At 71.5% G+C, this 23,551-nt stretch carries 26 protein-coding genes; 18 read left to right on the top strand and 8 right to left on the bottom strand.

Features of this window, described 5'->3' with window-relative positions; translation table 11 throughout:
• Window positions 1-23: 23 nt before the first annotated feature.
• On the bottom strand, window positions 24-1,556 hold the full coding sequence (locus IE182_RS18315; protein WP_190110921.1) for a TldD/PmbA family protein: 1,533 nt from the start codon (window positions 1,554-1,556) through the stop codon (window positions 24-26).
• A 197-nt stretch (window positions 1,557-1,753) separates the two neighbouring features.
• Between IE182_RS18315 and fabG the strand changes: the two genes are divergently transcribed.
• The 6 genes from fabG (at window position 1,754) to IE182_RS18340 (ending at window position 4,931) form a co-directional block, all read left to right on the top strand.
• Window positions 1,754-2,458 carry a 3-oxoacyl-[acyl-carrier-protein] reductase gene (gene fabG / locus IE182_RS18320; RefSeq protein ID WP_190110922.1) on the top strand — a complete coding sequence of 235 codons (705 nt, stop codon included), beginning with the start codon at window positions 1,754-1,756 and terminating at the stop codon, window positions 2,456-2,458.
• 5 nt (window positions 2,459-2,463) lie between these two features.
• Window positions 2,464-3,234 (top strand): enoyl-ACP reductase FabI, encoded by a 771-nt coding sequence (fabI, locus tag IE182_RS18325; protein ID WP_190110923.1) that lies wholly within the window; start codon window positions 2,464-2,466, stop codon window positions 3,232-3,234.
• A 151-nt stretch (window positions 3,235-3,385) separates the two neighbouring features.
• On the top strand, window positions 3,386-3,724 hold the full coding sequence (locus tag IE182_RS18330) for a hypothetical protein (RefSeq protein ID WP_190110924.1): 339 nt from the start codon (window positions 3,386-3,388) through the stop codon (window positions 3,722-3,724).
• A gap of 33 nt (window positions 3,725-3,757) precedes the next feature.
• The gene (locus tag IE182_RS32480) at window positions 3,758-3,874 is read left to right on the top strand and encodes an SGM_5486 family transporter-associated protein (RefSeq protein ID WP_263869375.1); all 117 of its coding nucleotides are present in this window, start codon (window positions 3,758-3,760) and stop codon (window positions 3,872-3,874) included.
• 227 nt (window positions 3,875-4,101) lie between these two features.
• A complete protein-coding gene (locus tag IE182_RS18335) occupies window positions 4,102-4,323 on the top strand; it encodes a hypothetical protein (protein WP_190110925.1) in 222 nt (73 codons plus the stop codon).
• Between the two features lie 89 nt (window positions 4,324-4,412).
• A complete protein-coding gene (locus IE182_RS18340) occupies window positions 4,413-4,931 on the top strand; it encodes a SixA phosphatase family protein (RefSeq protein ID WP_190110926.1) in 519 nt (172 codons plus the stop codon).
• 68 nt (window positions 4,932-4,999) lie between these two features.
• Here the strand turns inward: IE182_RS18340 and serB are convergent, their stop codons facing one another.
• Together serB and IE182_RS18350 are read right to left on the bottom strand one after the other, a co-directional pair.
• The gene (serB, locus tag IE182_RS18345; RefSeq protein WP_190110927.1) at window positions 5,000-6,232 is read right to left on the bottom strand and encodes a phosphoserine phosphatase SerB; all 1,233 of its coding nucleotides are present in this window, start codon (window positions 6,230-6,232) and stop codon (window positions 5,000-5,002) included.
• Window positions 6,233-6,290: 58 nt separating this feature from the next.
• Window positions 6,291-7,949 (bottom strand): streptophobe family protein, encoded by a 1,659-nt coding sequence (locus IE182_RS18350; RefSeq protein WP_190110928.1) that lies wholly within the window; start codon window positions 7,947-7,949, stop codon window positions 6,291-6,293.
• 240 nt (window positions 7,950-8,189) lie between these two features.
• Here IE182_RS18350 and IE182_RS18355 point away from each other — a divergent pair, with 240 nt between their 5' ends.
• Entirely contained in the window at window positions 8,190-10,757 is a 2,568-nt protein-coding gene (locus tag IE182_RS18355) for an ABC transporter ATP-binding protein/permease (RefSeq protein WP_190110929.1), read from the top strand.
• A gap of 103 nt (window positions 10,758-10,860) precedes the next feature.
• Here IE182_RS18355 and IE182_RS18360 read toward each other — a convergent pair whose 3' ends face one another.
• Window positions 10,861-11,586, bottom strand: coding sequence for a transglycosylase SLT domain-containing protein (locus tag IE182_RS18360; protein ID WP_190110930.1), 726 nt, complete (start codon window positions 11,584-11,586; stop codon window positions 10,861-10,863).
• Between the two features lie 361 nt (window positions 11,587-11,947).
• On the bottom strand, window positions 11,948-12,646 hold the full coding sequence (locus IE182_RS18365; RefSeq protein WP_190110931.1) for a nitroreductase family protein: 699 nt from the start codon (window positions 12,644-12,646) through the stop codon (window positions 11,948-11,950).
• Window positions 12,647-12,749: 103 nt separating this feature from the next.
• Between IE182_RS18365 and IE182_RS18370 the strand changes: the two genes are divergently transcribed.
• The 4 genes from IE182_RS18370 to IE182_RS32630 all read left to right on the top strand — a co-directional run bounded on the left by IE182_RS18370 (window position 12,750) and on the right by IE182_RS32630 (window position 15,541).
• Window positions 12,750-13,895 carry a GAF domain-containing sensor histidine kinase gene (locus tag IE182_RS18370; protein ID WP_190110932.1) on the top strand — a complete coding sequence of 382 codons (1,146 nt, stop codon included), beginning with the start codon at window positions 12,750-12,752 and terminating at the stop codon, window positions 13,893-13,895.
• Window positions 13,888-14,538 (top strand): response regulator, encoded by a 651-nt coding sequence (locus IE182_RS18375; protein ID WP_308432125.1) that lies wholly within the window; start codon window positions 13,888-13,890, stop codon window positions 14,536-14,538. The genes IE182_RS18370 and IE182_RS18375 overlap by 8 nt, the downstream gene beginning before the upstream one ends.
• Before the next feature lie 177 nt (window positions 14,539-14,715).
• On the top strand, window positions 14,716-14,961 hold the full coding sequence (locus IE182_RS18380; RefSeq protein ID WP_229844911.1) for a chaplin family protein: 246 nt from the start codon (window positions 14,716-14,718) through the stop codon (window positions 14,959-14,961).
• Window positions 14,962-15,151: 190 nt separating this feature from the next.
• On the top strand, window positions 15,152-15,541 hold the full coding sequence (locus tag IE182_RS32630; protein WP_190110934.1) for a chaplin: 390 nt from the start codon (window positions 15,152-15,154) through the stop codon (window positions 15,539-15,541).
• Window positions 15,542-15,642: 101 nt separating this feature from the next.
• On the opposite strand, the gene IE182_RS18390 is transcribed toward IE182_RS32630, so the two are convergent.
• Window positions 15,643-16,449: an Rv1486c family protein gene (locus IE182_RS18390; RefSeq protein ID WP_190110935.1), complete on the bottom strand. Its 807-nt coding sequence runs from the start codon at window positions 16,447-16,449 to the stop codon at window positions 15,643-15,645.
• A 92-nt stretch (window positions 16,450-16,541) separates the two neighbouring features.
• Here IE182_RS18390 and IE182_RS18395 point away from each other — a divergent pair, with 92 nt between their 5' ends.
• The 4 genes from IE182_RS18395 (at window position 16,542) to IE182_RS18410 (ending at window position 19,842) form a co-directional block, all read left to right on the top strand.
• Complete coding sequence (locus tag IE182_RS18395; RefSeq protein WP_190110936.1) at window positions 16,542-17,351, top strand: ABC transporter ATP-binding protein; 810 nt, start codon at window positions 16,542-16,544, stop codon at window positions 17,349-17,351.
• Window positions 17,352-17,421: 70 nt separating this feature from the next.
• Window positions 17,422-17,844, top strand: coding sequence for an NfeD family protein (locus tag IE182_RS18400; protein ID WP_190110937.1), 423 nt, complete (start codon window positions 17,422-17,424; stop codon window positions 17,842-17,844).
• A gap of 170 nt (window positions 17,845-18,014) precedes the next feature.
• A complete protein-coding gene (locus IE182_RS18405) occupies window positions 18,015-18,962 on the top strand; it encodes an SPFH domain-containing protein (protein WP_190110938.1) in 948 nt (315 codons plus the stop codon).
• Window positions 18,963-19,068: 106 nt separating this feature from the next.
• Complete coding sequence (locus IE182_RS18410) at window positions 19,069-19,842, top strand: sulfite exporter TauE/SafE family protein (RefSeq protein ID WP_190110939.1); 774 nt, start codon at window positions 19,069-19,071, stop codon at window positions 19,840-19,842.
• A gap of 290 nt (window positions 19,843-20,132) precedes the next feature.
• Here IE182_RS18410 and IE182_RS18415 read toward each other — a convergent pair whose 3' ends face one another.
• Window positions 20,133-20,672, bottom strand: a complete 540-nt coding sequence (locus tag IE182_RS18415) for a YbhB/YbcL family Raf kinase inhibitor-like protein (protein ID WP_190110965.1) — start codon at window positions 20,670-20,672, stop codon at window positions 20,133-20,135.
• A 200-nt stretch (window positions 20,673-20,872) separates the two neighbouring features.
• Here IE182_RS18415 and IE182_RS18420 point away from each other — a divergent pair, with 200 nt between their 5' ends.
• Together IE182_RS18420 and IE182_RS18425 are read left to right on the top strand one after the other, a co-directional pair.
• On the top strand, window positions 20,873-21,271 hold the full coding sequence (locus IE182_RS18420) for a guanyl-specific ribonuclease (RefSeq protein ID WP_229844912.1): 399 nt from the start codon (window positions 20,873-20,875) through the stop codon (window positions 21,269-21,271).
• Complete coding sequence (locus tag IE182_RS18425; RefSeq protein WP_190110941.1) at window positions 21,268-21,699, top strand: barstar family protein; 432 nt, start codon at window positions 21,268-21,270, stop codon at window positions 21,697-21,699. Before IE182_RS18420 ends, IE182_RS18425 begins: the two co-directional genes overlap by 4 nt.
• Before the next feature lie 86 nt (window positions 21,700-21,785).
• Here the strand turns inward: IE182_RS18425 and IE182_RS18430 are convergent, their stop codons facing one another.
• Window positions 21,786-22,568, bottom strand: a complete 783-nt coding sequence (locus IE182_RS18430) for a sporulation protein (RefSeq protein ID WP_190110942.1) — start codon at window positions 22,566-22,568, stop codon at window positions 21,786-21,788.
• 55 nt (window positions 22,569-22,623) lie between these two features.
• Between IE182_RS18430 and IE182_RS18435 the strand changes: the two genes are divergently transcribed.
• The gene (locus IE182_RS18435; RefSeq protein WP_190110943.1) at window positions 22,624-23,286 is read left to right on the top strand and encodes a DNA-3-methyladenine glycosylase; all 663 of its coding nucleotides are present in this window, start codon (window positions 22,624-22,626) and stop codon (window positions 23,284-23,286) included.
• The last annotated feature ends 265 nt before the right edge of the window (window positions 23,287-23,551 follow it).

Consider the following 23,551-nt stretch of genomic DNA (forward strand, 5'->3'; position numbering starts at 1 on the left):
TTTCCGGGGTGACCGCAGAACCCTCAGGCGCCCCCCGCCTCGGCCGTGGTGTTCAGAATGTTGACGCCCCGGAACAGCGCCGACGGGCACCCGTGCGACACCGCCGCGACCTGCCCCGGCTGGGCCTTTCCGCAGTTGAAGGCGCCTCCGAGGACGTAGGTGCCGGGTCCGCCGACCGCCTCCATGGAGCCCCAGAACTCGGGGGTGATCCCCTGGTAGGCAACGTCCCGGAGCTGGCCCGCAAGCCGTCCGTTCTTGATCGCGTATGCCCTCTGCTGCGTGAACTGGAAGTTGTAGCGCTGCATGTCGATCGACCACGAGCGGTCGCCGACCACGTAGATGCCGTCGTCCACGCCCGAGATCAGTTCCTCGGTCGACGGGCCGTCCGGCGCCGGCTGCAGGGAGACGTTCGCCATCCGCTGCACGGGCACGTGCGAGGGCGAGTCGGCGTACGCGCAGCCGTTGGAGCGGCCCAGGCCGGTCAGGCGGGCGATCCGGCGGTCGGTCTGGTAGCCGACGAGCACGCCGTCCCGGACGAGGTCCCAGGACTGGGCGGCCACGCCCTCGTCGTCGAAGCCGACGGTCGCCAGGCCGTGCTCGGCGGTCCGGTCGCCGGTCACGTTCATGATCTTCGAGCCGTACTTCAGCGAACCCAGCAGATCGGGCGTCGCGAACGAGGTGCCCGCGTACGCGGCCTCGTAGCCCAGCGCCCGGTCCAGCTCGGTGGCGTGGCCGATGGACTCATGGATCGTCAGCCACAGGTTGGAGGGGTCCACCACCAGGTCGTACGAGCCCGCCGACACGCTCGGCGCCCGCATCTTCCCGGCCAGCAGCGAGGGGATCTCCGCCAGCTCCGCGTCCCAGTCCCAGGCGCCGTCGGCGCCCGTCAGGTACTCCCAGCCGCGCCCCACCGGCGGGGCGAGGGTGCGCATCGAGTCGAAGCCGCCCGTCGACTCGTCCACCGCGAACGCCGTCAGCTGCGGATGCAGCCGGACGCGCTGCTGTGTGGTCGTCGTCCCCGCCGAGTCCGCGTAGAACTTGTTCTCGTGGACCGTCGTCAGGGACGCGTCCACGTGCGCCACGCCCTCCGCGCCCAGCAGCCGCTCGCTCCACTCGCCGAGCAGCCCCGTCTTCTCGGCGTCCGGCACCGTGAACGGGTCGACGGCGTACGACGACACCCACGTCCGGTCCGCGTGCACCGCCTCCTCGGCCAGCTCCACCCTCTCGTCGGACCCGGCAGCGGCGATCACCTTGGCCGACAGCTTCGCCATCGCCACCGCCTGGGACGCCACCCGGGCAGCGGCGTCCATCGTCAGGTCCACCCCCGAGGCGAACCCCCACGTGCCGCCGTGCACGACCCGGACCGCGTACCCCAGGTCCGTGGCGTCCGACGAACCCGCCGGCCGGGCGTCCCGCAGCCGCCAGGACGCGCTGCGCACCCGCTCGAAGCGGAAGTCCGCGTGCGCGGCCCCCAGGGCCCGCGCCCGGGCGAGGGCCGCGTCGGCCAGTTGGCGCAAGGGCAGCGCCAGGAATGACGGATCGATCTCATGCGGCACGGTCCACTCTCCCTCTCGGTCTGTGTCCGCAGTGAAGCATGCCCTCCCCGGGCGGTCGCCGGACCGTTCCGGACCTGCTTCTGTAGAGATCCAACAGTGACTGCGGGTCGCCCCTGTCGCAGCTCGATTGTCTCTTCGGTGACCACTACCGATACGTTCGGTGTATCCAGCACCACCTAAAACGGAAGGGTGATCCTTTGAGCCGCTCGGTTCTCGTCACCGGAGGAAACCGGGGCATCGGCCTCGCTATCGCCCACGCGTTCGCCGAGGCGGGCGACAAGGTCGCCATCACCTACCGCTCGGGCGAGCCGCCCGCCGGCTTCCTCGCCGTGAAGTGCGACATCACGGACTCGGAGCAGGTCGAGCAGGCGTACAAGGAGATCGAGGAGAAGCACGGCGCGGTCGAGGTGCTGGTGGCCAACGCCGGCGTCACCCGTGACCAGCTGCTGCTGCGCATGTCCGAGGAGGACTTCACCTCGGTGGTGGAGACCAACCTCACCGGCACCTTCCGGGTCGTCAAGCGCGCCTCGAAGGGGATGCTGCGCGCCCGCAAGGGCCGCGTGGTGCTGATCTCCTCGGTCGTCGGCCTGATGGGCTCGCCCGGCCAGGCGAACTACGCCGCCTCCAAGGCCGGCCTCGTCGGCTTCGCCCGTTCGCTCGCCCGCGAGCTGGGCTCCCGCAACATCACCGTCAACGTCGTCGCGCCCGGCTTCGTGGACACCGACATGACCCGCGTGCTCACCGACGAGCAGCGCGCGGGAATCGTCGGCAACGTCCCGCTGGGCCGCTACGCGCAGCCCGAGGAGATCGCCGCCTCGGTCCGCTTCCTCGCCTCCGAGGACGCCGCATACATCACCGGAGCCGTCATTCCTGTCGACGGCGGAATGGGAATGGGTCACTGATCGCCATGAGTGGAATCCTCGCAGGCAAGCGCATCCTCGTCACGGGTGTCCTCACCGAGTCGTCGATCGCCTTCCAGGCGGCCAAGGTCGCCCAGAACGAGGGCGCCGAGGTCATCCTCACCGGCTTCGGCCGGCTCTCGCTCGTCGAGCGCATCGCCAAGCGGCTGCCCAAGCCGGCGCCGGTCATCGAGCTGGACGTGACCAACCAGGAGCACCTCGACGGGCTCGCCGACAAGGTGCGCGAGCACCTGGGCGAGGACGTCCCCCTGGACGGCATCGTGCACTCCATCGCCTTCGGTCCGCAGGGCGCCTTCAACTTCCTGGAGGGCACCTGGGAGGACGTCTCCACGGCCGTCCAGGTCTCGGCGTACTCCTACAAGTCGCTGACCATGGCGCTGCTGCCGCTGATGCGCGAGGGCGGCTCGGTCGTCGGCCTCACCTTCGACGCGCAGATCGCCTGGCCGAAGTACGACTGGATGGGCGTGGCCAAGGCCGCCCTGGAGTCGACCAACCGCTACCTGGCCCGCGACCTCGGCCCCAAGGGCATCCGCTGCAACCTGGTCTCCGCCGGCCCTCTCAAGTCGATGGCCGCCAAGTCCATCCCGGGCTTCGAGGAGCTCGCGGACGTGTGGAACCACCGCGCCCCCATCGGCTGGGACCTGACCGACCCGGAGCCGGCCGGCCGCGGTGTCGTCGGCCTGCTGTCGGACTTCTTCCCCCGCACCACGGGCGAGATCGTGCACGTCGACGGTGGCGTACACATGATGGGCGCCTGACGCCTGACGCCTGACGCCTGACGCCTGACGCCCGGCCCCGCCGCGGCGTCGCGATGCCCGTCCCGGACCCCCGGGGCGGGCATCGCGCGTTTCCCGGGTCGTGCGGTGCGCGGGCCGACCGCACACTGGGGGCAGGGAGGAGGTGCGGGTCATGCGCTCCCCGATATGCCGTACGGCGGCGCTGCTGCTGGCGACCGCCGCTCTCTCCGCCGCGCCGGCGTCCGCCGCCGGGCTCTCCGGCCGCGGGGCGCCCGAGCCGCCGCGCGAAGCCGAGTGCCACACCCGCGTCCACGGCTCCCGCGCCGTCACCGACTGCTTCAACCCCAACGCGACCACCGACCGCGTCCAGCTGCACCTCGTCTGCGCCCGCTGGTGGGACCCGGCCATGGACACCGCCCCCGTCGCCGTCGGGCCGGCCCAGCACGTCTCGCTCACCCAGCGCTGCTGGCTGGAGATACGCCGCGCCTGGGTGACCCATACGCCCGGGTGAGGGCGGCCCGGGCGGTGGTGGGAGACTGTCCCCATGCCCGTGCTGGAAGAGAACCCCAAGAACGGCCAGAAGGCCCTGCTGACCATCCTCGGCGTGATGCTCGGCATCACCGTCGTCATCGCCGTGATCGCCACGATCGCCTCGCCTTGAGCCTGAGCCCGCGCCGTTGAGCGCGCGCCCCTGAGCCCGTGCTCGCTGAGCCCGTGCCCCGGGGTCGCCCCCGCGCAGGGCCGTGGTGGGGTTGTCCCCACCATCCCCTAGGGGGTCAGGGTCAGGGACGAGTGGGTGGGTTACCGGATGGGCGGCGCGGTCCGCTCTCCGTAGGTTCGTAGTACACCGCGACGGCGCGGTGCACCGAAGCCTCGGAGGCGATCCCGATGTCCGCCGGAAAGCAGCTCCAGACCCCCGCCCGCACCCCGGCCGGGCCGCAGACCAGGCTGCCGTGGTGGGCATGGGCGCTGCCCGCGGCCGCGTTCGTGGCGCTGTTCTCCCTGCTGTCGTCGCCCGCCCAGGCGGACGGCAGCACTCAGGCCGGCAGCGGGCCGATGGCGCGGGTGGTGCAGTTCGTGCAGCATTCCGCCGGGCGTCTGGCGCCATGAGCACCCGCATGCGCGGGAGCGCCACCCGCCGGGGTCAAGCCTGCCAACACCCCGCGCCTCGCCGTGCGTTTCATGCGAAGCTGGACGGCATGAGCTCCGACCCGACCCGCAGGATCGTCATCCTCCGGCACGCCAAGGCCGAATGGTCCGACGTGGACGACCACGAGCGGCCCCTCGCGGACCGCGGGCGCAAGGACGCCCCGGTCGCCGGCCGCTGGCTCGCCGGTTCCGGCGTCACCCCCGACCTGGCCCTCTGCTCGACCTCCGCCCGCACCCGGGAGACCTGGAAGCTCGCCGTTCCCGAGCTGCCCGAGCGTCCCCGGACGGTCTACGAGGAGCGGATGTACGAGGCATCCCTCGGCGAGCTGATCGCGCTGGTCAACGAGGTCTCGGACGAGGTGTCCGACCTGGTGCTCATCGGGCACAACCCCGGGATGCACGCCCTGGCCGACGCCCTCGCGGGCGAGTCGGACGGCGATCTGCTGCCCCGGATGAACCGTTCCGGCTTCCCGACGTCCGCCATTGCGGTGCTCACCTTCACCGGCTCCTGGAAGGCCGTGGAGCACGGCGTGGGCAGGCTCGTCGCGTTCTGGGCCCCGCACGCCTGACCGCCGGCGGGGACGGGCGGCCCGTCGGTCCGTCCCCCTCCCGGACACTCGCGGGCGCTCCCGGGCGCTCACTCGTGGGTGTTGGCTGCCTCGACCTCTTCGCGCGTGACGCCCAGCAGGTACAGCACGGTGTCCAGGAACGGCACGTTCACCGCGGTGTGCGCGGCCTCCCGCACCACGGGCTTGGCGTTGAACGCGACGCCCAACCCCGCGGCGTTGAGCATGTCCAGGTCGTTGGCGCCGTCGCCGACCGCCACCGTCTGCGCCAGCGGCACCCCGGCCTCCGCCGCGAACCGGCGCAGCAGCCGGGCCTTGCCCGCCCGGTCCACGATCTCCCCGGTGACCCGGCCGGTCAGCTTCCCGTCGACTATCTCCAGCGTGTTCGCCGACGCGAAGTCCAGCCCCAGCCGCTCCCGCAGATCGTCCGTCACCTGCGTGAAGCCGCCCGAGACCACGCCCACCTGGAAGCCCAGCCGCTTCAGCGTCCTGATCAGGGTCCGGGCGCCCGGCGTCAGCCGCACCTCGGCCCGCACCTTCTCCACCACCGACGCGTCGAGCCCCGCCAGCAGCGCCACCCGCTCGTGCAGCGACGCCTCGAAGTCCAGCTCGCCCCGCATCGCCCGCGCGGTCACCTCGGCCACCTCGGCCTCACAGCCCGCATGGGCCGCGAACAGCTCGATGACCTCGTCCTGGATGAGCGTGGAGTCCACGTCCATCACGACCAGCCGCTGCGCCCGCCGCTGCAGACCGGCCGCCACGACGGCCACGTCCACGCCCAGGGCCGCCGACTCGATGGCCAGTGCCGTGCGCAGCTTCTCCGTCTCCGTGCCCGAGACGGCGAACTCCACCGCCGTCACCGGGTACTTGGCGAGCCGGAAGATGCGGTCGATGTTGCCGCCGGTGTCGGTGATGCACGCGGCGATGGCCGCCGTCGACTCGGCCGTCAGCGGGTGCCCGAGCACCGTGACGTGGGAACGTCCCGTGCCGCGGGGCCGGTTGTCGCCCCGGCCCGAGATGATCTCGGTCTGCAGGTGCATCGAGTCGGCCCAGCTGTGCACGGTGGCCCGCAGCTCGCCCTCGGTCACGGCGCCGCCGGCGGGCGCGGTGACGAGCGCGCACAGCGTGATCCGGCCTCGCGTGACGATCTGCTCGATGTCTATGACGTCCACGGCGTAGGCGGCGAGGGTGTCGAAGAGCCCGGCGGTGATGCCCGGCCGGTCCTTCCCGAAGATCTTGACGAGGAGGGTCGGGACATCGTCGCCGGTGGCAGCGGTGACAGGCGGGGTCTGCGATGCGCTCATGGTGGTCCTACGGTAGCGGTCCCCGCGCCCCGTCCGTACATGTGTCCTGGGCAACCACCTACCGCCGGCCCCCCGGCGCGGGCGGTGGTTCGTCCGGCGGCGGCACCGGCGAGGAGCCGTAGCGGTACCCGGAGGGCCCCCGTGGCCGCCGCGGCGGCGGCACCGGGCCACGGCTCGTCTGCGTGGGTGCGCTGAAGGGGTCGCCCCCGGCCGGCCCCGCCGCTCCCGGCGGCCGCAGATACGGATTGGTCTCCTCGTGCGCGGCCCGGTAACCCGGCGACGGACGGTACGGCCCGGGCAGGTACGCCAGATCCGGGTACGTTCGTCCATCCGGGCGTACCCCTCGTGCGGAGGGCGACGCCCGCCGCCCGGCCGCCCCCGTCGCACACGCCAGCAGCGCCCCGGCCGCTCCCGCCCCGAACCCCCACACCGCGCCCAGCGCCGCCGCCCCCGGCACGCTGCCGCCCAGCTGCAGCCCCGCCCCCACCGCGTCGACGCCCAGCACGGACAGGCTCGCGCCCACCTCCACCCGCGTCGCCAGCGCCAGCAGCGGCAGGGCCACCGCCCCGGCCAATCCCAGCCATAGCCCGCACCGCCCGGCGAACGCCACCGGTCCCCCCCCGCCCCGGGGCGTCCGGGCCGCCGCGAGCACCCCGGCGGTCAGCATCAGCAGGGCACACGCCAGGGACAGCAGCCACACCAGTGGTTCCAGCTCGGCCAGCCGCGCCACCGTCACCGACTGCTCGGTGTCGGCGCGCAGCAGGGTGTCGAGCGGATGGGGCAGCACCTGCAGCAGTGATCCGCTCGCCGTACCCCGCAGCGGCACGAACAGCCCCAGCGGCACCCCGAGCCACACTCCGTTCGGTGCCCCGAGCAGGGCCGCGCCCAGCACCCGCCGCGGATGGCCGTCCCCCGAGGCCGCCCCCACCGCCGCCGCCAGGCCGGCCGCGACGGACAGCACCAGCACGGCACGCAGGGCCGAGGCCGCCGGACGGACCGTCCGGTGCCCCGCCCGCCAGCGGCGGGGCAGCGGGGCCCGGCGGGCGGCCAGCAGCGTGATCAGCAGCACGGCGAGGACCCAGACCAGCCCGCCGAGCAGCGACGCCCCGGCCCGGACGGAGAAGCCGACGGACGCCTTGGCGTCCGCGAGGCCCGCGATGCGGTCCGGCAGACCGCCCCCGAAGTCCCCGATGTCCCCGAGCCCGGGGATCTCCAGGCCGGGCCCCTTGCCGCCGGACGCCGCCGGGCTCCCGAGGCCCAGCCCGCCGCCGTCGATGGTGACCGTCGACGACCCCGCCCAGGCGAGCCCGCCGAGCAGCAGCAGGAACAGGACGGCCACCGCAGCCGCCCGCGCGACGAGCTCACGGCCCGGCACGGCCGCACCCGAGCCGCGCAGGGACCGGGCGAAGACCCAGCCGAGCAGCAGTGCCCCCGTCAGACTCACACCCAGTGGCGCGATATCGATGGTGGTGTGCGCCCCCGCGCCCGTCAGCCCGAATGCTTCGACCGAGCCCGAGGGAGTGATCGAGCCACCGACGGCCAGGACGACCACCGCGGCCGTCATCGGGCCCAGCGAGCCCGCCGCATCCGCCCCCAGCAGGTGCAATCCCAGCGCCGCGACCCCGGCCATCGCGAGAAAAGCCCAGCTCACGGCCGCTATGGCGGTAAGGATCAGGTCGGCGGCCAGCGCCGCACGCCTGCCACTGGTCATGGTCATCACGGCCCCCCGATGCCTACCACGTGCCCGGATGCTCATGATCCGTACACATCCATCGCATCTACGGGCGGTTACTACTGTCAGGGCGCGTTTCGCATCGGTCAACGGCGCCTGTTACAGGCCCGGTACACCTCCGCGCCACTCCCGACTTTCGGTGGGGGGACTGCGCCTGAAATAGTTCCTCCCGATGTTCGCCATCCCTAGACTCCCCCGTGCAGGGGGCTCATCGGGGGACAAATAGTGGGGCATGGAGTGCCGGAACTCGTACTGGAATTGAACGGACAGACCTGGACGCTGGACCCGTCCCGGTCGTACACCCTGGGGCGCGACCCGCAGGGTGACATGGTGCTGGAGGACGCCCGCGTCTCCTGGCGGCACGCCACCCTCCGCTGGGGAGGCCGCAGCTGGGTCATCGAGGACCACGGCAGCACCAACGGCACGTACGTGCAGGGCCAGCGGATCCATCAGATGGAGATCGGCCCCGGCTCGGCCGTCCACCTGGGCAACGCGACGGACGGCCCGCGGCTGAACCTGTCCGGTGCCGCCGCCCCCGCCGCCCCGGCCGCGGACCTCTACAACGCCCAGACCGCGTTCGCCGCGCCGCTGCAGCAGCAGGCCGGACAGCAGTACCAGCAGCCCGGCCAGCAGGCCGCCGGCCAGGGCTGGCCCGGGCAGCAGCAGTACCAGCACCCCCCGCAGCAGCAGGGTTCCTGGCAGCAGCCCCAGGCCCAGCAGCCGTACGTCCCGCAGCAGGCCGCGCAGTCGCCGCAGGCGCCCGGCGGCGGCGCGGGAGCTCCGTCCGCCCCCGGCGACGGAAGCCCGACCCGCTTCCATCAGATGGCCGTCGGCCGTGTGATGCGCATCGGTCGTGCGCTGGACAACGAGCTGGTCGTCTCCGACCTGCAGGTCTCCCGGCACCACGCCGAGTTCCGGGCCACCGCCGGCGGATTCGAGATCGTCGACCTCGGCAGTCACAACGGCACCTACGTCAACGGTCAGCCGGTCCGCCAGCAGGTCATCGGCCCCAACGACATCGTCGGTGTCGGTCACTCCACCTTCCGGCTGGTCGGCGACCGCCTCGAAGAGTTCGTCGACACCGGTGACGTCTCCTTCTCGGCCCGCCACCTCACCGTCACGGTCGACGGCGGCAAGCAGATCCTCAAGGACGTCTCCTTCGGCGTCCCCGAGAAGTCGCTGATCGCCGTCATCGGCCCCTCCGGCTCCGGAAAGTCCACCCTGCTCAAGGCGCTCACCGGCTACCGGCCCGCCAACGAGGGCGACGTCCTCTACGACAACCGAAACCTGTACAAGCAGTTCGCCGAACTGCGCCAGCGCATCGGTCTGGTCCCGCAGGACGACATCCTGCACAAGGAGCTCACCGTCCGGAAGGCGCTGCGCTACGCGGCCAAGCTCCGCTTCCCCGGCGACACCGCGGCCTCCGAGCGCGAGGCCCGCATCGACGAGGTGCTGCGCGAGCTCAAGCTCGACATCCACAAGGACAAGAAGGTCACCGCCCTCTCCGGCGGCCAGCGCAAGCGCGTCTCGGTCGCCCTGGAGCTGCTGACCAAGCCGTCGCTGATCTTCCTGGACGAGCCCACCTCCGGCCTCGACCCGGGCATGGACCGAGACGTCATGCAGTTGCTGCGCGGCCTGGCCGACGACGGCCGCACGGTCCTGGTGGTCACCCACTCCGTCGCCGAGCTCGCCCTGTGCGACAAGCTGCTCGTCATGGCCCCCGGCGGCTCGGTCGCCTACTTCGGCCCGCCGGAGGAGGCGCTCAACTTCTTCGGCTACGAGACCTGGGCCGACGTCTTCTCGGCCTTCGAGAACTACCGCGACTACGACTGGTCGGGCCGCTGGAAGGGCTCGCAGCACTACCAGATGTACGCGGCCGACATCGACGCCGTCGCCCCGCAGTCCGTGCACGTCCAGCCGCAGATGGTCCGCCCGTCGGTGCCGCAGAGCTGGGGCTCCCAGCTGTGGACGCTGATGCGCCGCTACAGCTCGGTCATCGCCTCCGACCGCGGCTTCCTCGCCCTGATGCTGCTCCTGCCCGCCGTCCTCGGCGGCGTGAGCGCCCTGATCCCGTCCGACTTCGGACTCGGCGCGCCGAGCAAGGGCCACTTCAACCAGGACGCCGGCACGATCATGCTGATCCTCGCGGTCGGCATGTGCTTCTCCGGCGCGGCCAACTCCGTCCGTGAGCTGATCAAGGAACGGGTCATCTACGAACGGGAACGCGCCGTGGGCCTGTCCCGGTCCGCGTACCTGATGTCCAAGGTGTTCGTCCTCAGCTTCATCACCGTGGTGCAGGGCGTCCTCACCTGCGCCATCGGCTTCTCGGTCCGCAAGCTGCCGGAGCAGGGCCTCATCCTGAAGAAGTTCCCGGCCGTCGAGCTCTGCCTCGTGATCATCGGCCTGGGCTTCACCTGCATGATGATCGGCCTGGTCATCTCCTCCCTGGTGAAGACCGCCGAGAAGACCATGCCGCTGCTGGTCATGTTCGCCATCGTCCAGGTCGTGTTCACCGGCATCCTGTTCAAGCTGTACGACGCGCCCGGCGTCGAGCAGGTCGCCTGGCTGATGCCGGCCCGCTGGGCCATCGCCGGTGCCGGCACCACGCTGGACCTCTCGCACATCATGGCGCCGATGGACAAGAACAACCCGACGAACCTCGACCCGCTCTGGGCGCACACCGCCGGCCAGTGGGGCATCGACATGATCGCCCTCCTCGCCCTCGGCGTCGTGTGCGGCTTCGCGGTCGTCCGCCTGCTGCGCCGCCACGAGCCCGAGGTCATGCGCAAGTAGTCGGCCATGCATGGATATGCCGCAGGGCGGCACCCGGTCCCGGGTGCCGCCCTGCGGCATATGTGCTGGTCACAGCCTTGGTCAAAGGCCGGTACGAGCTCTCTTAGTACGCCGAGTTGACGTTGTCCATGGAGCCGTAGACCTTCCACGCGTAGTTGCACGCGGCGGTGATGTTGGCGACCGGGTCGTAGATGTTCCAGGAGGTGCCGTCGACGTGGTACGCCTTGAAGGTCGGGTCGATCACCTGGAGCAGGCCCTTGGACGGGATGCCGGCGGCGGCGTTGGAGTCCCAGTTGTTGATGGCGTTGGGGTTGCCGGTCGACTCCCGCATGATGTTGCGGTAGATGCCGTCGTACGAGCCGGGGATGCCCTTGGCCTTCATGATGTCCAGCGCCTCCTTGATCCAGCCGTCAAGGTTGTTGGCGTAGGTCTTCTTGGCGGGCGCGGCCGGGGCGGCCGGGGCGGCGGGCGCGGCCGGGGCGGGCTTGCGCTCCTGGGACCGGCTCGCGGCCTCCTTCTCGGCGCGCTCCTTGTCGGCCTTGGCCTTGGCGGCGGCCTCGGCTTCGGCCTTCTTCTTGGCCTCGGCGTCGGCCTTGGCCTGCTTGGCGGCGTTGTCCGACTGCTTGGTCAGCTCGTCCTGCTGGGTCTCCCCGAAGGCGGTGGCGTTCCAGGCGACCGGCTTGACGGCGACGTCCTTCTGCTCGGCGTCGGCGGCACCGCCGGGGACGACGGCGAAGGCCAGGGCGGCGACGCCTGCCGCGGCGATGCCGGCGGCGGAGAACTTGTGGGTCTTGGTGAGACGGCTATAACCGGAGATGGGGGAGCGCATCTTGAGCTGAACCTCTTCCAATCGCTTGAGTCGCAGTGGCCCGGATCGGCGCGGAAAAAGCGCCGCGTCGATCTGACGGCGCCCTGCGGCTGGGCAATTGTTAGCGGCTGCAAAAACATGTGGCAAAGGTGTCTCGTACTACCCCGCTTCGTTGTGAGTCCCGGGACGAAGGTCCCGTACACACCGCCCCGTCCCTGCTCGGAGGGAGGCTTATGGGCGCTTTACGGCTCCACTAGGCGGCTTCGTACGTGATGTGCGTCCCATGAGCGGGCTCACACCGGGGAGCCCCGACGCTCACCCGGTGTGGCCGCTCCGGTGCGGAGCGTTTGCAATGCAAAACGATCGTGGACGGGGGTGGAGCTCAGATCTCCACCAGCACCTGATCCAGACTCTTGCGCACCAGGTCCGGCACCTCGCAGTCGGGGGCCGGATACCCCACCGGGATCACCGCGAACGCCTTCTCGTTCACCGGCCGGCCCAGCACCTCCGACAGGAACCGCATCGGGCTCGGCGTGTGCACCAGCGCCGCCAGCCCCGACAGGTGCAGCGCGGACAGCAGCATCCCGACCGCGATGCCCACCGACTCGTCCACGTAGTAGTGCTTGCGCCGCTCCCCGCCCTCACCGAGCCAGTAGCGCTGCTGGAACACCACGATCAGCGCCGGGGCGTCCGTCAGGTGCGGCTTGACCTCGTCCGTGCCCAGCGGACGCAGCGCCGCCAGCCACTCCTCTCCCAGCCGCCCGTCGTAGGAGATCCGCTCCTCTTCCTCCGCCGCCCGACGGATACGCCGCCGCACCGCGGGGTCCTTGACGAGGATGAACGTCCACGGCTGCTGGTGCGCCCCGGAGGGCGCCGTGGCGGCGCACGCGACGGCGTCCCGCACCACCTGCTCCGGCACCGGGTCGGGGGAGAACTGCCGCACGGTCCGCCGGCCGTCCATCCGCTCCCGCAGCTCGGCGGCGCGGGCGAGCGACTCCGCCGCGGGCATCCGCGCGGGCCGGTAGGGCACGGGCCGGTAGGGCTCGCCGTGCGTGGGCGTCCACTGCATTGGTATAGACATGCCCGGAGTCTGCCCACGGGCCGACCGGCCTAGGCCCGATGACCGAAGCCCCGGCCGTCCCGGGCCCGATCCCCGGCCGGGCACCGCTCGGTACGGTGATCCCATGACCAACGGCCCCCGCTCCGGCCTCACGGCCGTGAGCACCGCACTCCTCGCCATGAGCCGGCACCTGGAGGTGCGCGACGTCCTCCAGACCATCGTCGTCTCGGCCCGCGAGCTCCTCGACGCCCAGTACGCGGCCCTCGGCGTCCCCGACGACCACGGGGGCTTCGCCCAGTTCGTCGTCGACGGCATCGACGACGAGGAGTGGAAGGCCATCGGCCCGCTGCCCCGCCAGCACGGCATCCTCGCCGCGATGCTCCAGGAGGCCACCCCGCAGCGCCTCGGCGACGTCCGCCAGGACCCCCGCTTCGAGGGCTGGCCCGCCGCCCACCCGGAGATGAGCGACTTCATCGGCATGCCCGTCGCCGACGGCGACGAGATCCTCGGGGCCCTCTTCCTCGCCAACAAGAACTGCCCCAAGCCGGCCGGCGGCTGCGCCTTCACCGCCGAGGACGAGCAGCTCCTCGGCGTCCTCGCCCAGCACGCCGCCATAGCCCTGACCAACGCCCGGCTCTACGAGCGCAGCCGCGAGCTGACCATCGCCGGCGAGCGCGCCCGCCTCGCCCACGAGCTGCACGACGCCGTCTCCCAGAAGCTGTTCTCCCTGCGCCTGACCGCCCAGGCCGCCACCGCCCTCGTCGACCGCGACCCCGCCCGCGCCAAGGACGAACTGCACCAGGTCGCCCGGCTCGCCGCCGAGGCCGCCGACGAGCTGAGCGCCGCCGTGGTGGAGCTGCGCCCCGCCGGCCTCGACGAGGACGGCCTCGTCGCCACCCTGCGCACCCAGATCAAGGTCCTCGACCGCGCCCACGCCGCCCGCGTCACCTTCGACGCCCAGGGCGTACGGGCCCTGCCGGCCGCCCAGGAGGAGGCGCTGCTGCGCGTGGCGCAGGAGGCCCTGCACAACGCCCTGCGCCACTCCGGCGCCGCAGCCGTGACCGTCACCCTCGCCCGCCGCGGCCAGGGCGCAACCCTGCGCGTGAGCGACGACGGGTGCGGCTTCAAGCCCTCCGCCGTCCGCCGGGCCGGCCGCCACCTGGGCCTGGTGTCCATGCGGGACCGCGCGAGCGGCGTCGGCGGCAGACTCACCGTCGTCTCGGAGCCCGGAAAGGGCACCACGGTCGAAATGGAGGTGCCCGGTGGCTGAGAACCGAGTGATCAAGGTGCTGCTGGTGGACGACCACCAGGTGGTCCGCAGGGGCCTGCGCACCTTCCTGGAGGTCCAGGACGACATCGAGGTGGTGGGGGAGGCCGCCGACGGCGCCGAGGGCGTCGAGCGCGCCGAGGAGCTGCGCCCGGACGTCGTCCTCATGGACGTGAAGATGCCCGGCACGGACGGCATCGAGGCGCTGCGCAGGCTCCGGGAGCTGGCCAACCCGGCCCGGGTGCTGATCGTCACGAGCTTCACCGAGCAGCGCACGGTGATCCCCGCCCTGCGGGCCGGTGCGGCCGGTTACGTCTACAAGGACGTGGACCCGGACGCCCTGGCCGGTGCCATCAGGTCCGTGCACGCCGGGCACGTCCTGCTGCAGCCGGAGGTGGCCGAGGCCCTGCTGTCCCAGGACGACGCGGGCGGCGGGGGCCAGGGCAGGGGCAACGCGCTCACCGAGCGGGAGCGCGAGGTGCTCGCCCTGATCGCGGACGGCCGCTCCAACCGGGAGATCGCCCGGGCGCTGGTGCTGTCGGAGAAGACCGTCAAGACGCACGTCTCGAACATCCTGATGAAGCTCGACCTCGCCGACCGCACCCAGGCGGCGCTGTGGGCCGTCCGCCAGGGCATCGGCGCCTGAGACCGGGGTCCCGGGGCCGGTTGCGGAACGTCGCGTTCTGATCAGAGATTCATGCGGTCGTGTGATAACCGACCTGGCGGCGCAACCCGAATGGCCCTGGCCCGTTTTCCATGGCGTAACCGCGGCGGCTGGCCGTGGCGACGCTCTGGCAGAACACTCAGGAAGGTCACAGGAAGAGTGAAGAACATGAAGAAGGCCGCTGCTGTCACGCTCGCCGTGGGCGGTCTCGCCCTCGCCGGTGCCGGTGCCGCCTCCGCGCACGGCGGGCACGGCGCGGACGGCGTGGCGAAGAACTCGCCCGGCGTCGTCTCCGGCAACGTCGTCCAGGTCCCCGTCGAGGTCCCGGTCAACGTCTGCGGCAACACCGTCAGCGTGGTCGGCCTGTTCAACACGGCGGCCGGCAACACCTGCGTCAACGAGTAATCAGCACCTCCTCACCCCGAGGTGCGGTCGGCTCCGCCTCCGGCGGAGCCGACATCCGAGGGTGATGAATCGTCCGAATGAGGGCAAAAACCGCCGATGACCGTGCCGTCGGCGGTGTGTTGGCGTTCATCAGTGTGCAGGGCCCGTGGCAGGGCCCGACCAGGTCAGTCATCAAAAGGAAGACCACCACATGAACACTGCCAAGAAGGCCGCCCTCGCTCTGGCCGCCGCAGGTGTCGCTGTCAGCGCCTCCGTCGTGCCCGCCTTCGCCAGCGACGGCGACTTCGACGGAGCTCTGGCCTCCGGCGTCGCGAAGGGCTCCCCGGGCGTCGTGTCGGGCAATGTCATCCAGGTGCCGATCGACATCCCGATCAACATCTGCGGGAACACCATCGACATCATCGCCCTGCTCAACCCGACGTTCGGGAACACCTGCGTCAACGGCGGTCACCGCGAGACCCACCACGAGACCCACCACGAGAGCCACCATCACCACCACGGTGGGAACGACCGCGGTCACCACGACGACGGTGGCCACCACGACGACGGTGGTCACCACCACCACGAGGGTGGTCACTAAGGACTGACGCTCCGCGCCCCTGCGGGGGCGTACGAGCGCACAGCGGGAAGGCCCCGCGGACCGCGGTCCGCGGGGCCTTCGCGTACCCGGAGCCGGTGTCGTCAGTCCCGGCGCCGGCCCCGCTCCTCCACCATGGCGTTGTACGCCGCCACCTGCGCCCGCCGGGCCGTGCGCTCCACCGGCCGCAACGCCGCCGCCCGCGCCGCGATCTCCGAGGCGCTCACCGCGCCGCCGTGCTCCCGGCCCTCGCGGTCCCCGGGCTCGTACGCGATCGCGATCAGCGCCCCGACCCGCTGCGCCAGCTCCAGCACCCGCACCGCCCGCGGCGGGTACCCCGGCGCGAGTACCTCCCGGCCGCGCTCGGCCCGCGCCCGGTACGCCTCCAGCGCCGCCTCGGCCACCGGGCCCGAGCCGGCCACGTCCAGCCGGGTGAGCACCTCGGTCGCGTCCCGCAGTGCCTCCGCCAGCTCCCGCTCGGCCTCCGACAGCGACGGCACGTCCGCCGGAGCGGCCTCGCGCACGGGCAGGCAGTGCCAGACCACCTCCACGTGCACATCGCCGGCGGGCCCGGCCTCGGACACCTCCGGCACGAGCCCCAGCGCGGCGCCCTGGGCGATCACCGCTTCCTCGGCCTCCAGGGCGCGCGCGTTGAACTCCGGGGGCCCGCTCAGTCCCAGCGGGTGCCCGGGGGCCGGCAACGCCAGGCGCAGCCCCGTCGCCCCGAGGGCGCGCAGGCGCCCCAGGGCCAGGGTGAGTCCCACCGGACCCGACTCGCCGGGCAGACCGGCGACACGGTGGACCGCGTCACGTCCGGTGATGTGGTGCGCTGCGTCATCCGGGGCGACAAATCCGGCAAGAAGGGCATTTCCCCACGCGGTGAGCCGTCCTGAGCGATGTTCATCGAGCATGGCCCCCAGCCTAAGGACTGGCGCCGATGACCGGTGGCGTAGGTTTTTCCTTGGGGGCTGCGCCGACAGGCGCAAGCGACGACGCGACTGCAATGGGAGACAACGCGCTCATGAGCGATGTGCTGGAACTGGTGGACGTATCCGTGGTCCGCGAGGGCCGGGCTCTGGTGGACCAGGTCTCCTGGTCGGTCAAGGAGGGCGAGCGCTGGGTGATCCTCGGCCCCAACGGCGCCGGCAAGACCACCCTTCTCAATGTCGCCTCCAGCTACCTCTTCCCGACCAAGGGCACCGCCCGGATCCTCGGTGAGAAGCTCGGCGCCGTCGACGTCTTCGAGCTGCGCCCGCGCATCGGCATGGCCGGCATCGCGCTCGCCGACAAGCTGCCGCGCAGCCAGACCGTCCTGGAGACCGTGCTCACCGCGGCCTACGGCATGACGGCCACCTGGCAGGAGGACTACGAGGCCGTCGACGAGCAGCGCGCCCGCGCCTTCCTCGACGTCCTCGGCATGACCGAGTTCCTGGACCGCAAGTTCGGCACCCTCTCCGAGGGCGAGCGCAAGCGCACCCTCATCGCCCGCGCGATGATGACCGACCCCGAGCTGCTGATGCTCGACGAGCCCGCCGCCGGCCTCGACCTCGGCGGCCGCGAGGACCTCGTGCGCCGTCTCGGCCGGCTGGCCCGCGACCCGCTCGCCCCCTCGATGGTCATGGTCACCCACCACGTCGAGGAGATCGCCCCCGGCTTCACCCACGTCCTGATGATTCGTCAGGGCAAGGTGCTCGCGGCGGGCCCCCTGGAGCTCGAACTCACCTCCCGCAACCTCTCCCACTGCTTCGGCCTGCCCCTGGTCGTCGAGCGCCGCGGCGACCGCTGGACCGCCCAGGGCCTGCCGATGGCCTGACCGCCGGGGGGCGGATCCGAGCCCCTCGGCGCCCTGTCCGCGGGGCGGCCCACGCCCCTACCATGACCATGTGGACACATGGGTGTGGTGGCTCGTGGCCGCCGTCGGGCTGGGCATTCCCCTGGTCGTCACCGCGATGCCGGAGTTCGGCATGTTCGCGGTCGGCGCCGTCGCCGCCGCGATCACGGCGGCCCTGCACGGCGGCATGGTGGCCCAGGTCGTGGTCTTCGCCGTCGTCTCCGTCGCCCTCATCGCGGTCGTGCGCCCGATCGCCAACCGGCAGCGTTCCCGCCGGCCCGAGCTCAAGTCGGGCATCGACGCCCTCAGGGGCCGCCAGGCCGTCGTCCTGGAGCGGGTCGACGGCAGCGGCGGCCGCATCAAGCTGGCCGGGGAGATCTGGTCCGCGCGCGCCCTCGACGAGGAGCGGGCCTACGAGGTGGGGCAGCACGTGGACGTGGTCGAGATCGACGGCGCGACGGCCGTCGTGATGTGAAGGCCGGAACCGTCGCCATGTGGACGAGTCGGCCTCAACGGCTGCACGCCGGCACCGGGTTCTGAAAGACTCCACCACGACGATCAACCGCCGGCGACCGGCGGCCACCGCCGCGATCGACGACAGGCCCGATCACCACAACGACAACGGCACGGGGAGCTGGAGCCACGATGGAACCGATCATCATCGTCCTGATCATCCTGGTGGTGCTCGTCTTCATCGCCCTCATGAAGACGGTGCAGGTCATCCCACAGGCCAGCGCCGCGATCGTCGAGCGCTTCGGCCGCTACACCCGCACCCTCAACGCGGGCCTGAACATCGTCGTCCCGTTCATCGACTCCATCCGCAACCGCATCGACCTCCGCGAGCAGGTCGTGCCGTTCCCGCCGCAGCCGGTCATCACCCAGGACAACCTCGTCGTCAACATCGACACCGTCATCTACTACCAGGTGACCGACGCCCGTGCGGCGACGTACGAGGTCTCCAGCTTCATCCAGGCCATCGAGCAGCTCACCGTCACCACCCTGCGCAACATCATCGGCGGCATGGACCTGGAGCGGACGCTCACCTCCCGCGAGGAGATCAACGCCGCCCTCCGCGGCGTCCTGGACGAGGCCACCGGCAAGTGGGGCATCCGCGTCAACCGCGTCGAGCTCAAGGCCATCGAGCCGCCCACCTCCATCCAGGACTCGATGGAGAAGCAGATGCGCGCCGACCGCGACAAGCGCGCCGCGATCCTCACCGCCGAGGGCATCCGCCAGTCGCAGATCCTCACGGCCGAGGGCGAGAAGCAGTCCGCGATCCTGCGCGCCGAGGGCGAGGCCCGCGCCGCCGCACTCCGTGCCGAGGGCGAGGCCCAGGCGATCCGCACGGTCTTCGAGTCCATCCACGCCGGCGACGCCGACGAGAAGCTGCTCGCCTACCAGTACCTCCAGATGCTCCCGAAGATCGCCGAGGGCGACGCCAACAAGCTCTGGATCGTGCCCAGCGAGATCGGCGACGCCCTCAAGGGACTCAGCGGCGCCGTCGGCAACTTCGGCCCCATGACCGGCGGCGGAGGCGGTGGCACCAAGCCCGCGAAGGAGAGCCCGCGCCGCGAGCGGCCCACCATCGACTGAGCCGCCCACGGCCCGCTTCCCTGTTCAGGTTTGACCCATCTCATGCATGATCAGTGCGGCCCCCCGACCTCTGATGGCGGGGAGGCGACACACTGACCTGAAGGAGATGGCCTTGTCCATCTGGGAAGCACTCGCGGTCCTCGCCGCCGGCGTCGGCGCGGGCACCATCAACACCATCGTCGGCTCGGGCACCCTCTTCACCTTCCCGGTGCTCCTCGCCACCGGACTGCCCCCGATCACCGCCAACGTCTCCAACACCCTCGGCCTCGTACCGGGCAACTTCAGCGGCGCCATCGGCTACCGCCACGAACTGCGCGGCCAGCGACGCCGCGTCATCCGCTTCGGCATCGTCGGGCTCATCGGCGGCCTGGCCGGCGCGATCCTCCTGCTCGCACTCCCGTCGAAGGCGTTCGACGCGATCGTGCCCGCCCTGATCGCCCTCGCCCTCGTCCTGGTCGTCCTGCAGCCCCGGCTCGCCCGCGCCCTCGCCCGCCGCCACGAGCGCAACGGCACCGAGGCCCCCAGCGACGGCGGCCCCGCCCTCCTCGCCGGACTGCTCGTCGCCAGCGCCTACGGCGGCTACTTCGGCGCGGCCCAGGGCGTCATGTACCTCTCCCTCATGGGCGTCCTGCTCAACGACGAACTCCAGCGCATCAACGCCCTCAAGAACGTCATCGGCGTCGTCGTCAACAGCGTCGCCGCGCTCTTCTTCGTCTTCGTCGCCGACGTCGACTGGACCGCCGTCGTGCTCATCGCCGTCGGCTCCACCGTCGGCGGTCAGATAGGCGCCAGGATCGGCCGCCGCCTCTCGCCCACCGTCCTGCGCGGCGTCATCGTCGCCGTCGGCATCGTGGCGATCGTCCAGATGCTTCTCAAGTAGCGGCAGCCCACGAGAAGCGGACGCTGCACGGAAGGGGGCAACGCTCCGGGCCCTTCCCCCGTGGACACACGGGCCCGGAGCGTTCGGCGGCGGACGCGGCCACCCGGCACCCGGGCCGGACTCCGGCAGACGGCCGGCGCACACGCGCCCCGCCGTCCCCGCCACTGCGGTGTCCGCCACCCGACGGCCATGCGGAGCCGCCGGTCAAGCACCACCACTGTGCGATCCGGGAGCGGCGGGACGCAACGGAATTTCCGGTCGCCCACGCGCGCCTGACGGGGCGTACGGAGTCAGCCCGCGGCCGGCGCCTCGTACTCGCCGATCAGCTGCGCCCGCGCAAGCGCGTGGAAGCGCAGGTGGAAGCCCACCACCGCCGGCGTGGCGTCCGCATCCGGCCCCAGCTTCTCCTGGTCCACCGCGTACACCGTGAACACGTACCGGTGCGGCCCGTCCCCGGGCGGCGGCGCGGCGCCACCGAAGTCCCGCGTCCCGTAGTCGTTGCGCACATGCACCGCGCCCTCGGGAAGCCCCTTCATGTCACCGCTGCCGGCACCGGTGGGAAGCTCGGTCACCGTCGTCGGGATGTCGAACAGCACCCAGTGCCAGAACCCGCTGCCCGTCGGCGCGTCCGGGTCGAAACACGTCACGGCGAAGCTCTTCGTCTCCGGGGGGAAGCCGTCCCAGCGCAGCTCGGGCGAGACGTTCCCCCCGGCATACACCTGATCGTCCTTCAGCTTCGCGCCCAGCGCCACGTCATCGCTCACCACGGCGAACGAGGGCACCGGCGGATGAAAATCGTGGGGCAGCGGTCGTCGCTTCTGCTCGGACACGTCGGACACTGGGACACCTCCAGTACGCGCGGACAGATGAAAGCGCCAGCCTAACGAGGGCACGGCGGATGGAGGCACCTCCCAGCGGCAGCTGGGGGAGGACTGCGACCATATGGAGTGTGCTTCATGTACTTCGACAAAAAGGACGACAGCGACCGCGACGGCACGGAGCGGAACACCGACGACCGGCGAGCCGCCTCGTGCGCGCGCTGACCGTCCTGCTGACCGCCCTGCCCCTCCTGCTCCTTCCCGCATGCTCCCCGGGAAACCAGAAAACGGAGAAGACCTCCTCCGCCACGGTGCCCTCCTGGGCGAAGGGCATGAAGACCGTCACCGAGGACCGGCTGCCCCCCGAGGCCCGCCGTACCCTCGAACTCATCGCCAAGGGCGGCCCCTTCCCCTACGAGAAGGACGGCGCCGTCTTCGGCAACTACGAGAACCGCCTCCCCCGGCAGGCCCGCGGCTACTACCACGAGTACACCGTCCCCACCCCCGGCTCCCGCAACCGCGGCGCCCGACGCATCATCACCGGGGAACACGCCGAACGCTTCTACACCAGCGACCACTACCAGACCTTCGAAGCGGTGGTGCACCCATGACCGGCCCGCTGCCCGCCCCCGGACTCCCCGCAGTCCTCCAGGGCTCCACACCCCCCGGCGTCTACCGCCTTCCCCCCACCGACGCGCCCTCGGACGTCATGGCGCTCGCCACCCGCGCCGACTGGAAGGGGGCCTGGCTACGGCTCGACGGCGTCCACGACAAGGCCGCCTTCCTCGCCCGCTGCGCAGAGGACCTGGACTTCCCCGACTGGTTCGGCCACAACTGGGACGCCCTCGCCGACTGCCTCACCGACCTCTCCTGGTGGCGGGAGACCGGCCACCCCCGCGGCTTCCTGCTGCTGGCGGAGGACTGGGACACCTTCCGCAAGGGCGCCCCGGCCGACGCCCGCACGGCAGAGGCCGTCCTCGGCGAGGCCGTCGACTTCTGGGCCGGCAAGGACGCGCCCCTGACGGTGCTGCTGGGCTGAACGACCCGTGGGGCCCCACGCGGGGCCCCACGACCTTCCCCGGGAACGACCCTCCGGGGGAAACGACCCTCCCCGGGAGGAGGGGATCAGAACCAGTTGCGCTTCCCGCCGACCTCGGCGAGCCACTGGTTGAGGTAGGCGGCCCAGTCGGTCTGCGCGTACGCGTGCAGGTCCACCGTGAACGACCGGTAGGTGTCGCTGCCCGAGCCGAACATCCCCGGCTTCTTGTCCATCTCCAGCACGACGTCCATCTCACGGCCGTCCGCGACGAACGACAGCTCGACCTCGTTCAGCCCCCGGTACTGCGACGGGGCGTGGAACTCGATCTCCTGGTAGAACGGCAGCCGCTGCCGCGTCCCGCTGATGTGCCCCTTTTCGAGGTCGGCGCTCTTGAAGGAGAAGCCCAGCTGCCCGAAGGCGTCGAGAATGGCCTGCTGCGCGGGGACCGGGTGGACGTTCACCGGATCGAGGTCCCCGGAGTCCACGGCACGGGCGATCGCCAGGTGCGTCGTCACGCCCACGCTCATCCCCGTCAGGTGCCGGCCCAGGAAGGTCGTGATCGGCGTCTCCCAGGGAATCTCCAGCCCGAACGGCACCGAGTGCACCGCTCCCGGCTGCACCTCGAACGCCCCGCCGAGCTGGACGCGCGTGAACTCGATGTCCTGCTTGTACTCGCCGTCCTCGCCCTCCACCTCGACCCGGGCCTGCAGACCCACGGAGAGCCCCTCGATCTGCTGAGCGACGGTGCCGCCCTGAATGCGCACCTCACCCTGCGCCACGCCACCCGGGACCACGTTCTCCTCGAACAGCACCGTCTCGACGGACGCGCCGCCCGCACCGAGGCTCGCCATGAGCTTCTTGAAAACCACTGCGCTCTTCCTCCCCGGACCCGCCTTCCGGGCCCTTCCAGTACGCTCGACCGGCATGATTGCCGCGCCTGACCGTATGCCACTCGCCCGGGAGTTCTTCGACCGTCCCGTCCTGGAGGTCGCCCCCGAGCTCCTCGGCCGCACCCTCGTCCGGACGAGCCCCGAAGGACAGATCGAGCTCCGCATCACCGAGGTGGAGGCATACGCGGGCGAGGCCGACCCCGGGTCCCACGCCTACCGCGGCCGCACGGAGCGGAACGCATCGATGTTCGGGCCTCCCGGTCACGCCTACGTCTACTTCATCTACGGCATGTGGTTCAGCCTGAACCTCGTCTGCGGCCCCGAAGGGACCGCCAGCGGTGTGCTGCTCCGGGCCGGCGAGGTGATCAAGGGCGTCGACCTCGCCCGCGAGCGCCGCCCGAAGGCCCGCCGCGACCGCGAGCTGGCCCAGGGACCGGCGCGCCTCGCCACGGCCCTCGACGTGGACCGCGCACTGAACGGCACGGACGTGTGCGCCGGCCCCGGCGCCCCGCTGTCGGTCCTGGAGGGCACCCCCGTCCCGGCCCGCCGGGTACGGAGGGGACCCCGTACGGGCGTCGGCGGCGAGGGCGCGACCCACCCCTGGCGCTTCTGGACGGACGGCGACCCGACGGTCAGTCCCTACCGCGCCCACGTGCCGCGGGACAGGAGTAAGGGCAGGCAGCAGGCGGGTGCTTGACTCCGGCGCCGCGAGGCCCTAACGTAGGCAAGCCGCTGGAGACGGGCAGCGCCCTGAGCGCGTACCGATCGGCGGCAACAACCACTACTGCAGGGACTTCCCGAATCGGGTTCTCTTTCGGTGTGCCGAAAAGAGAACGACGATCGGCTCGATTAGGAGCCGCAAGGGAAATCCGCTAACATAGTGGACACGCCGGAAGGCGCGAAACAAAACCCCGCTCCAACAGGGGGCCGGAAACGGAATCCGAACCGGAAACGGAACGGAA

The sequence above is a fragment of the Streptomyces cinnamoneus genome (assembly GCF_014650495.1).
Taxonomy (GTDB): Bacteria; Actinomycetota; Actinomycetes; order Streptomycetales; family Streptomycetaceae; genus Streptomyces; species Streptomyces cinnamoneus.

Coding starts and splice junctions, on each gene's coding strand:
- IE182_RS18435 (WP_190110943.1), top strand. CDS start 22,624: ATGATTGCCGCGCCTGACCGTATGCCACTCGCCCGGGAGTTCTTCGAC.
- IE182_RS18390 (WP_190110935.1), bottom strand. CDS start 16,449: ATGCTCGATGAACATCGCTCAGGACGGCTCACCGCGTGGGGAAATGCC.
- IE182_RS18360 (WP_190110930.1), bottom strand. CDS start 11,586: ATGCGCTCCCCCATCTCCGGTTATAGCCGTCTCACCAAGACCCACAAG.
- IE182_RS18340 (WP_190110926.1), top strand. CDS start 4,413: ATGAGCTCCGACCCGACCCGCAGGATCGTCATCCTCCGGCACGCCAAG.
- IE182_RS18410 (WP_190110939.1), top strand. CDS start 19,069: ATGGCCTTGTCCATCTGGGAAGCACTCGCGGTCCTCGCCGCCGGCGTC.
- serB (WP_190110927.1), bottom strand. CDS start 6,232: ATGAGCGCATCGCAGACCCCGCCTGTCACCGCTGCCACCGGCGACGAT.
- IE182_RS18370 (WP_190110932.1), top strand. CDS start 12,750: ATGACCAACGGCCCCCGCTCCGGCCTCACGGCCGTGAGCACCGCACTC.
- IE182_RS18395 (WP_190110936.1), top strand. CDS start 16,542: ATGGGAGACAACGCGCTCATGAGCGATGTGCTGGAACTGGTGGACGTA.
- IE182_RS18350 (WP_190110928.1), bottom strand. CDS start 7,949: ATGACCATGACCAGTGGCAGGCGTGCGGCGCTGGCCGCCGACCTGATC.
- IE182_RS18365 (WP_190110931.1), bottom strand. CDS start 12,646: ATGTCTATACCAATGCAGTGGACGCCCACGCACGGCGAGCCCTACCGG.
- IE182_RS18330 (WP_190110924.1), top strand. CDS start 3,386: ATGCGCTCCCCGATATGCCGTACGGCGGCGCTGCTGCTGGCGACCGCC.
- IE182_RS18405 (WP_190110938.1), top strand. CDS start 18,015: ATGGAACCGATCATCATCGTCCTGATCATCCTGGTGGTGCTCGTCTTC.
- IE182_RS18335 (WP_190110925.1), top strand. CDS start 4,102: ATGTCCGCCGGAAAGCAGCTCCAGACCCCCGCCCGCACCCCGGCCGGG.
- IE182_RS18425 (WP_190110941.1), top strand. CDS start 21,268: ATGACCGGCCCGCTGCCCGCCCCCGGACTCCCCGCAGTCCTCCAGGGC.
- IE182_RS32480 (WP_263869375.1), top strand. CDS start 3,758: ATGCCCGTGCTGGAAGAGAACCCCAAGAACGGCCAGAAGGCCCTGCTG.
- fabI (WP_190110923.1), top strand. CDS start 2,464: ATGAGTGGAATCCTCGCAGGCAAGCGCATCCTCGTCACGGGTGTCCTC.
- IE182_RS32630 (WP_190110934.1), top strand. CDS start 15,152: ATGAACACTGCCAAGAAGGCCGCCCTCGCTCTGGCCGCCGCAGGTGTC.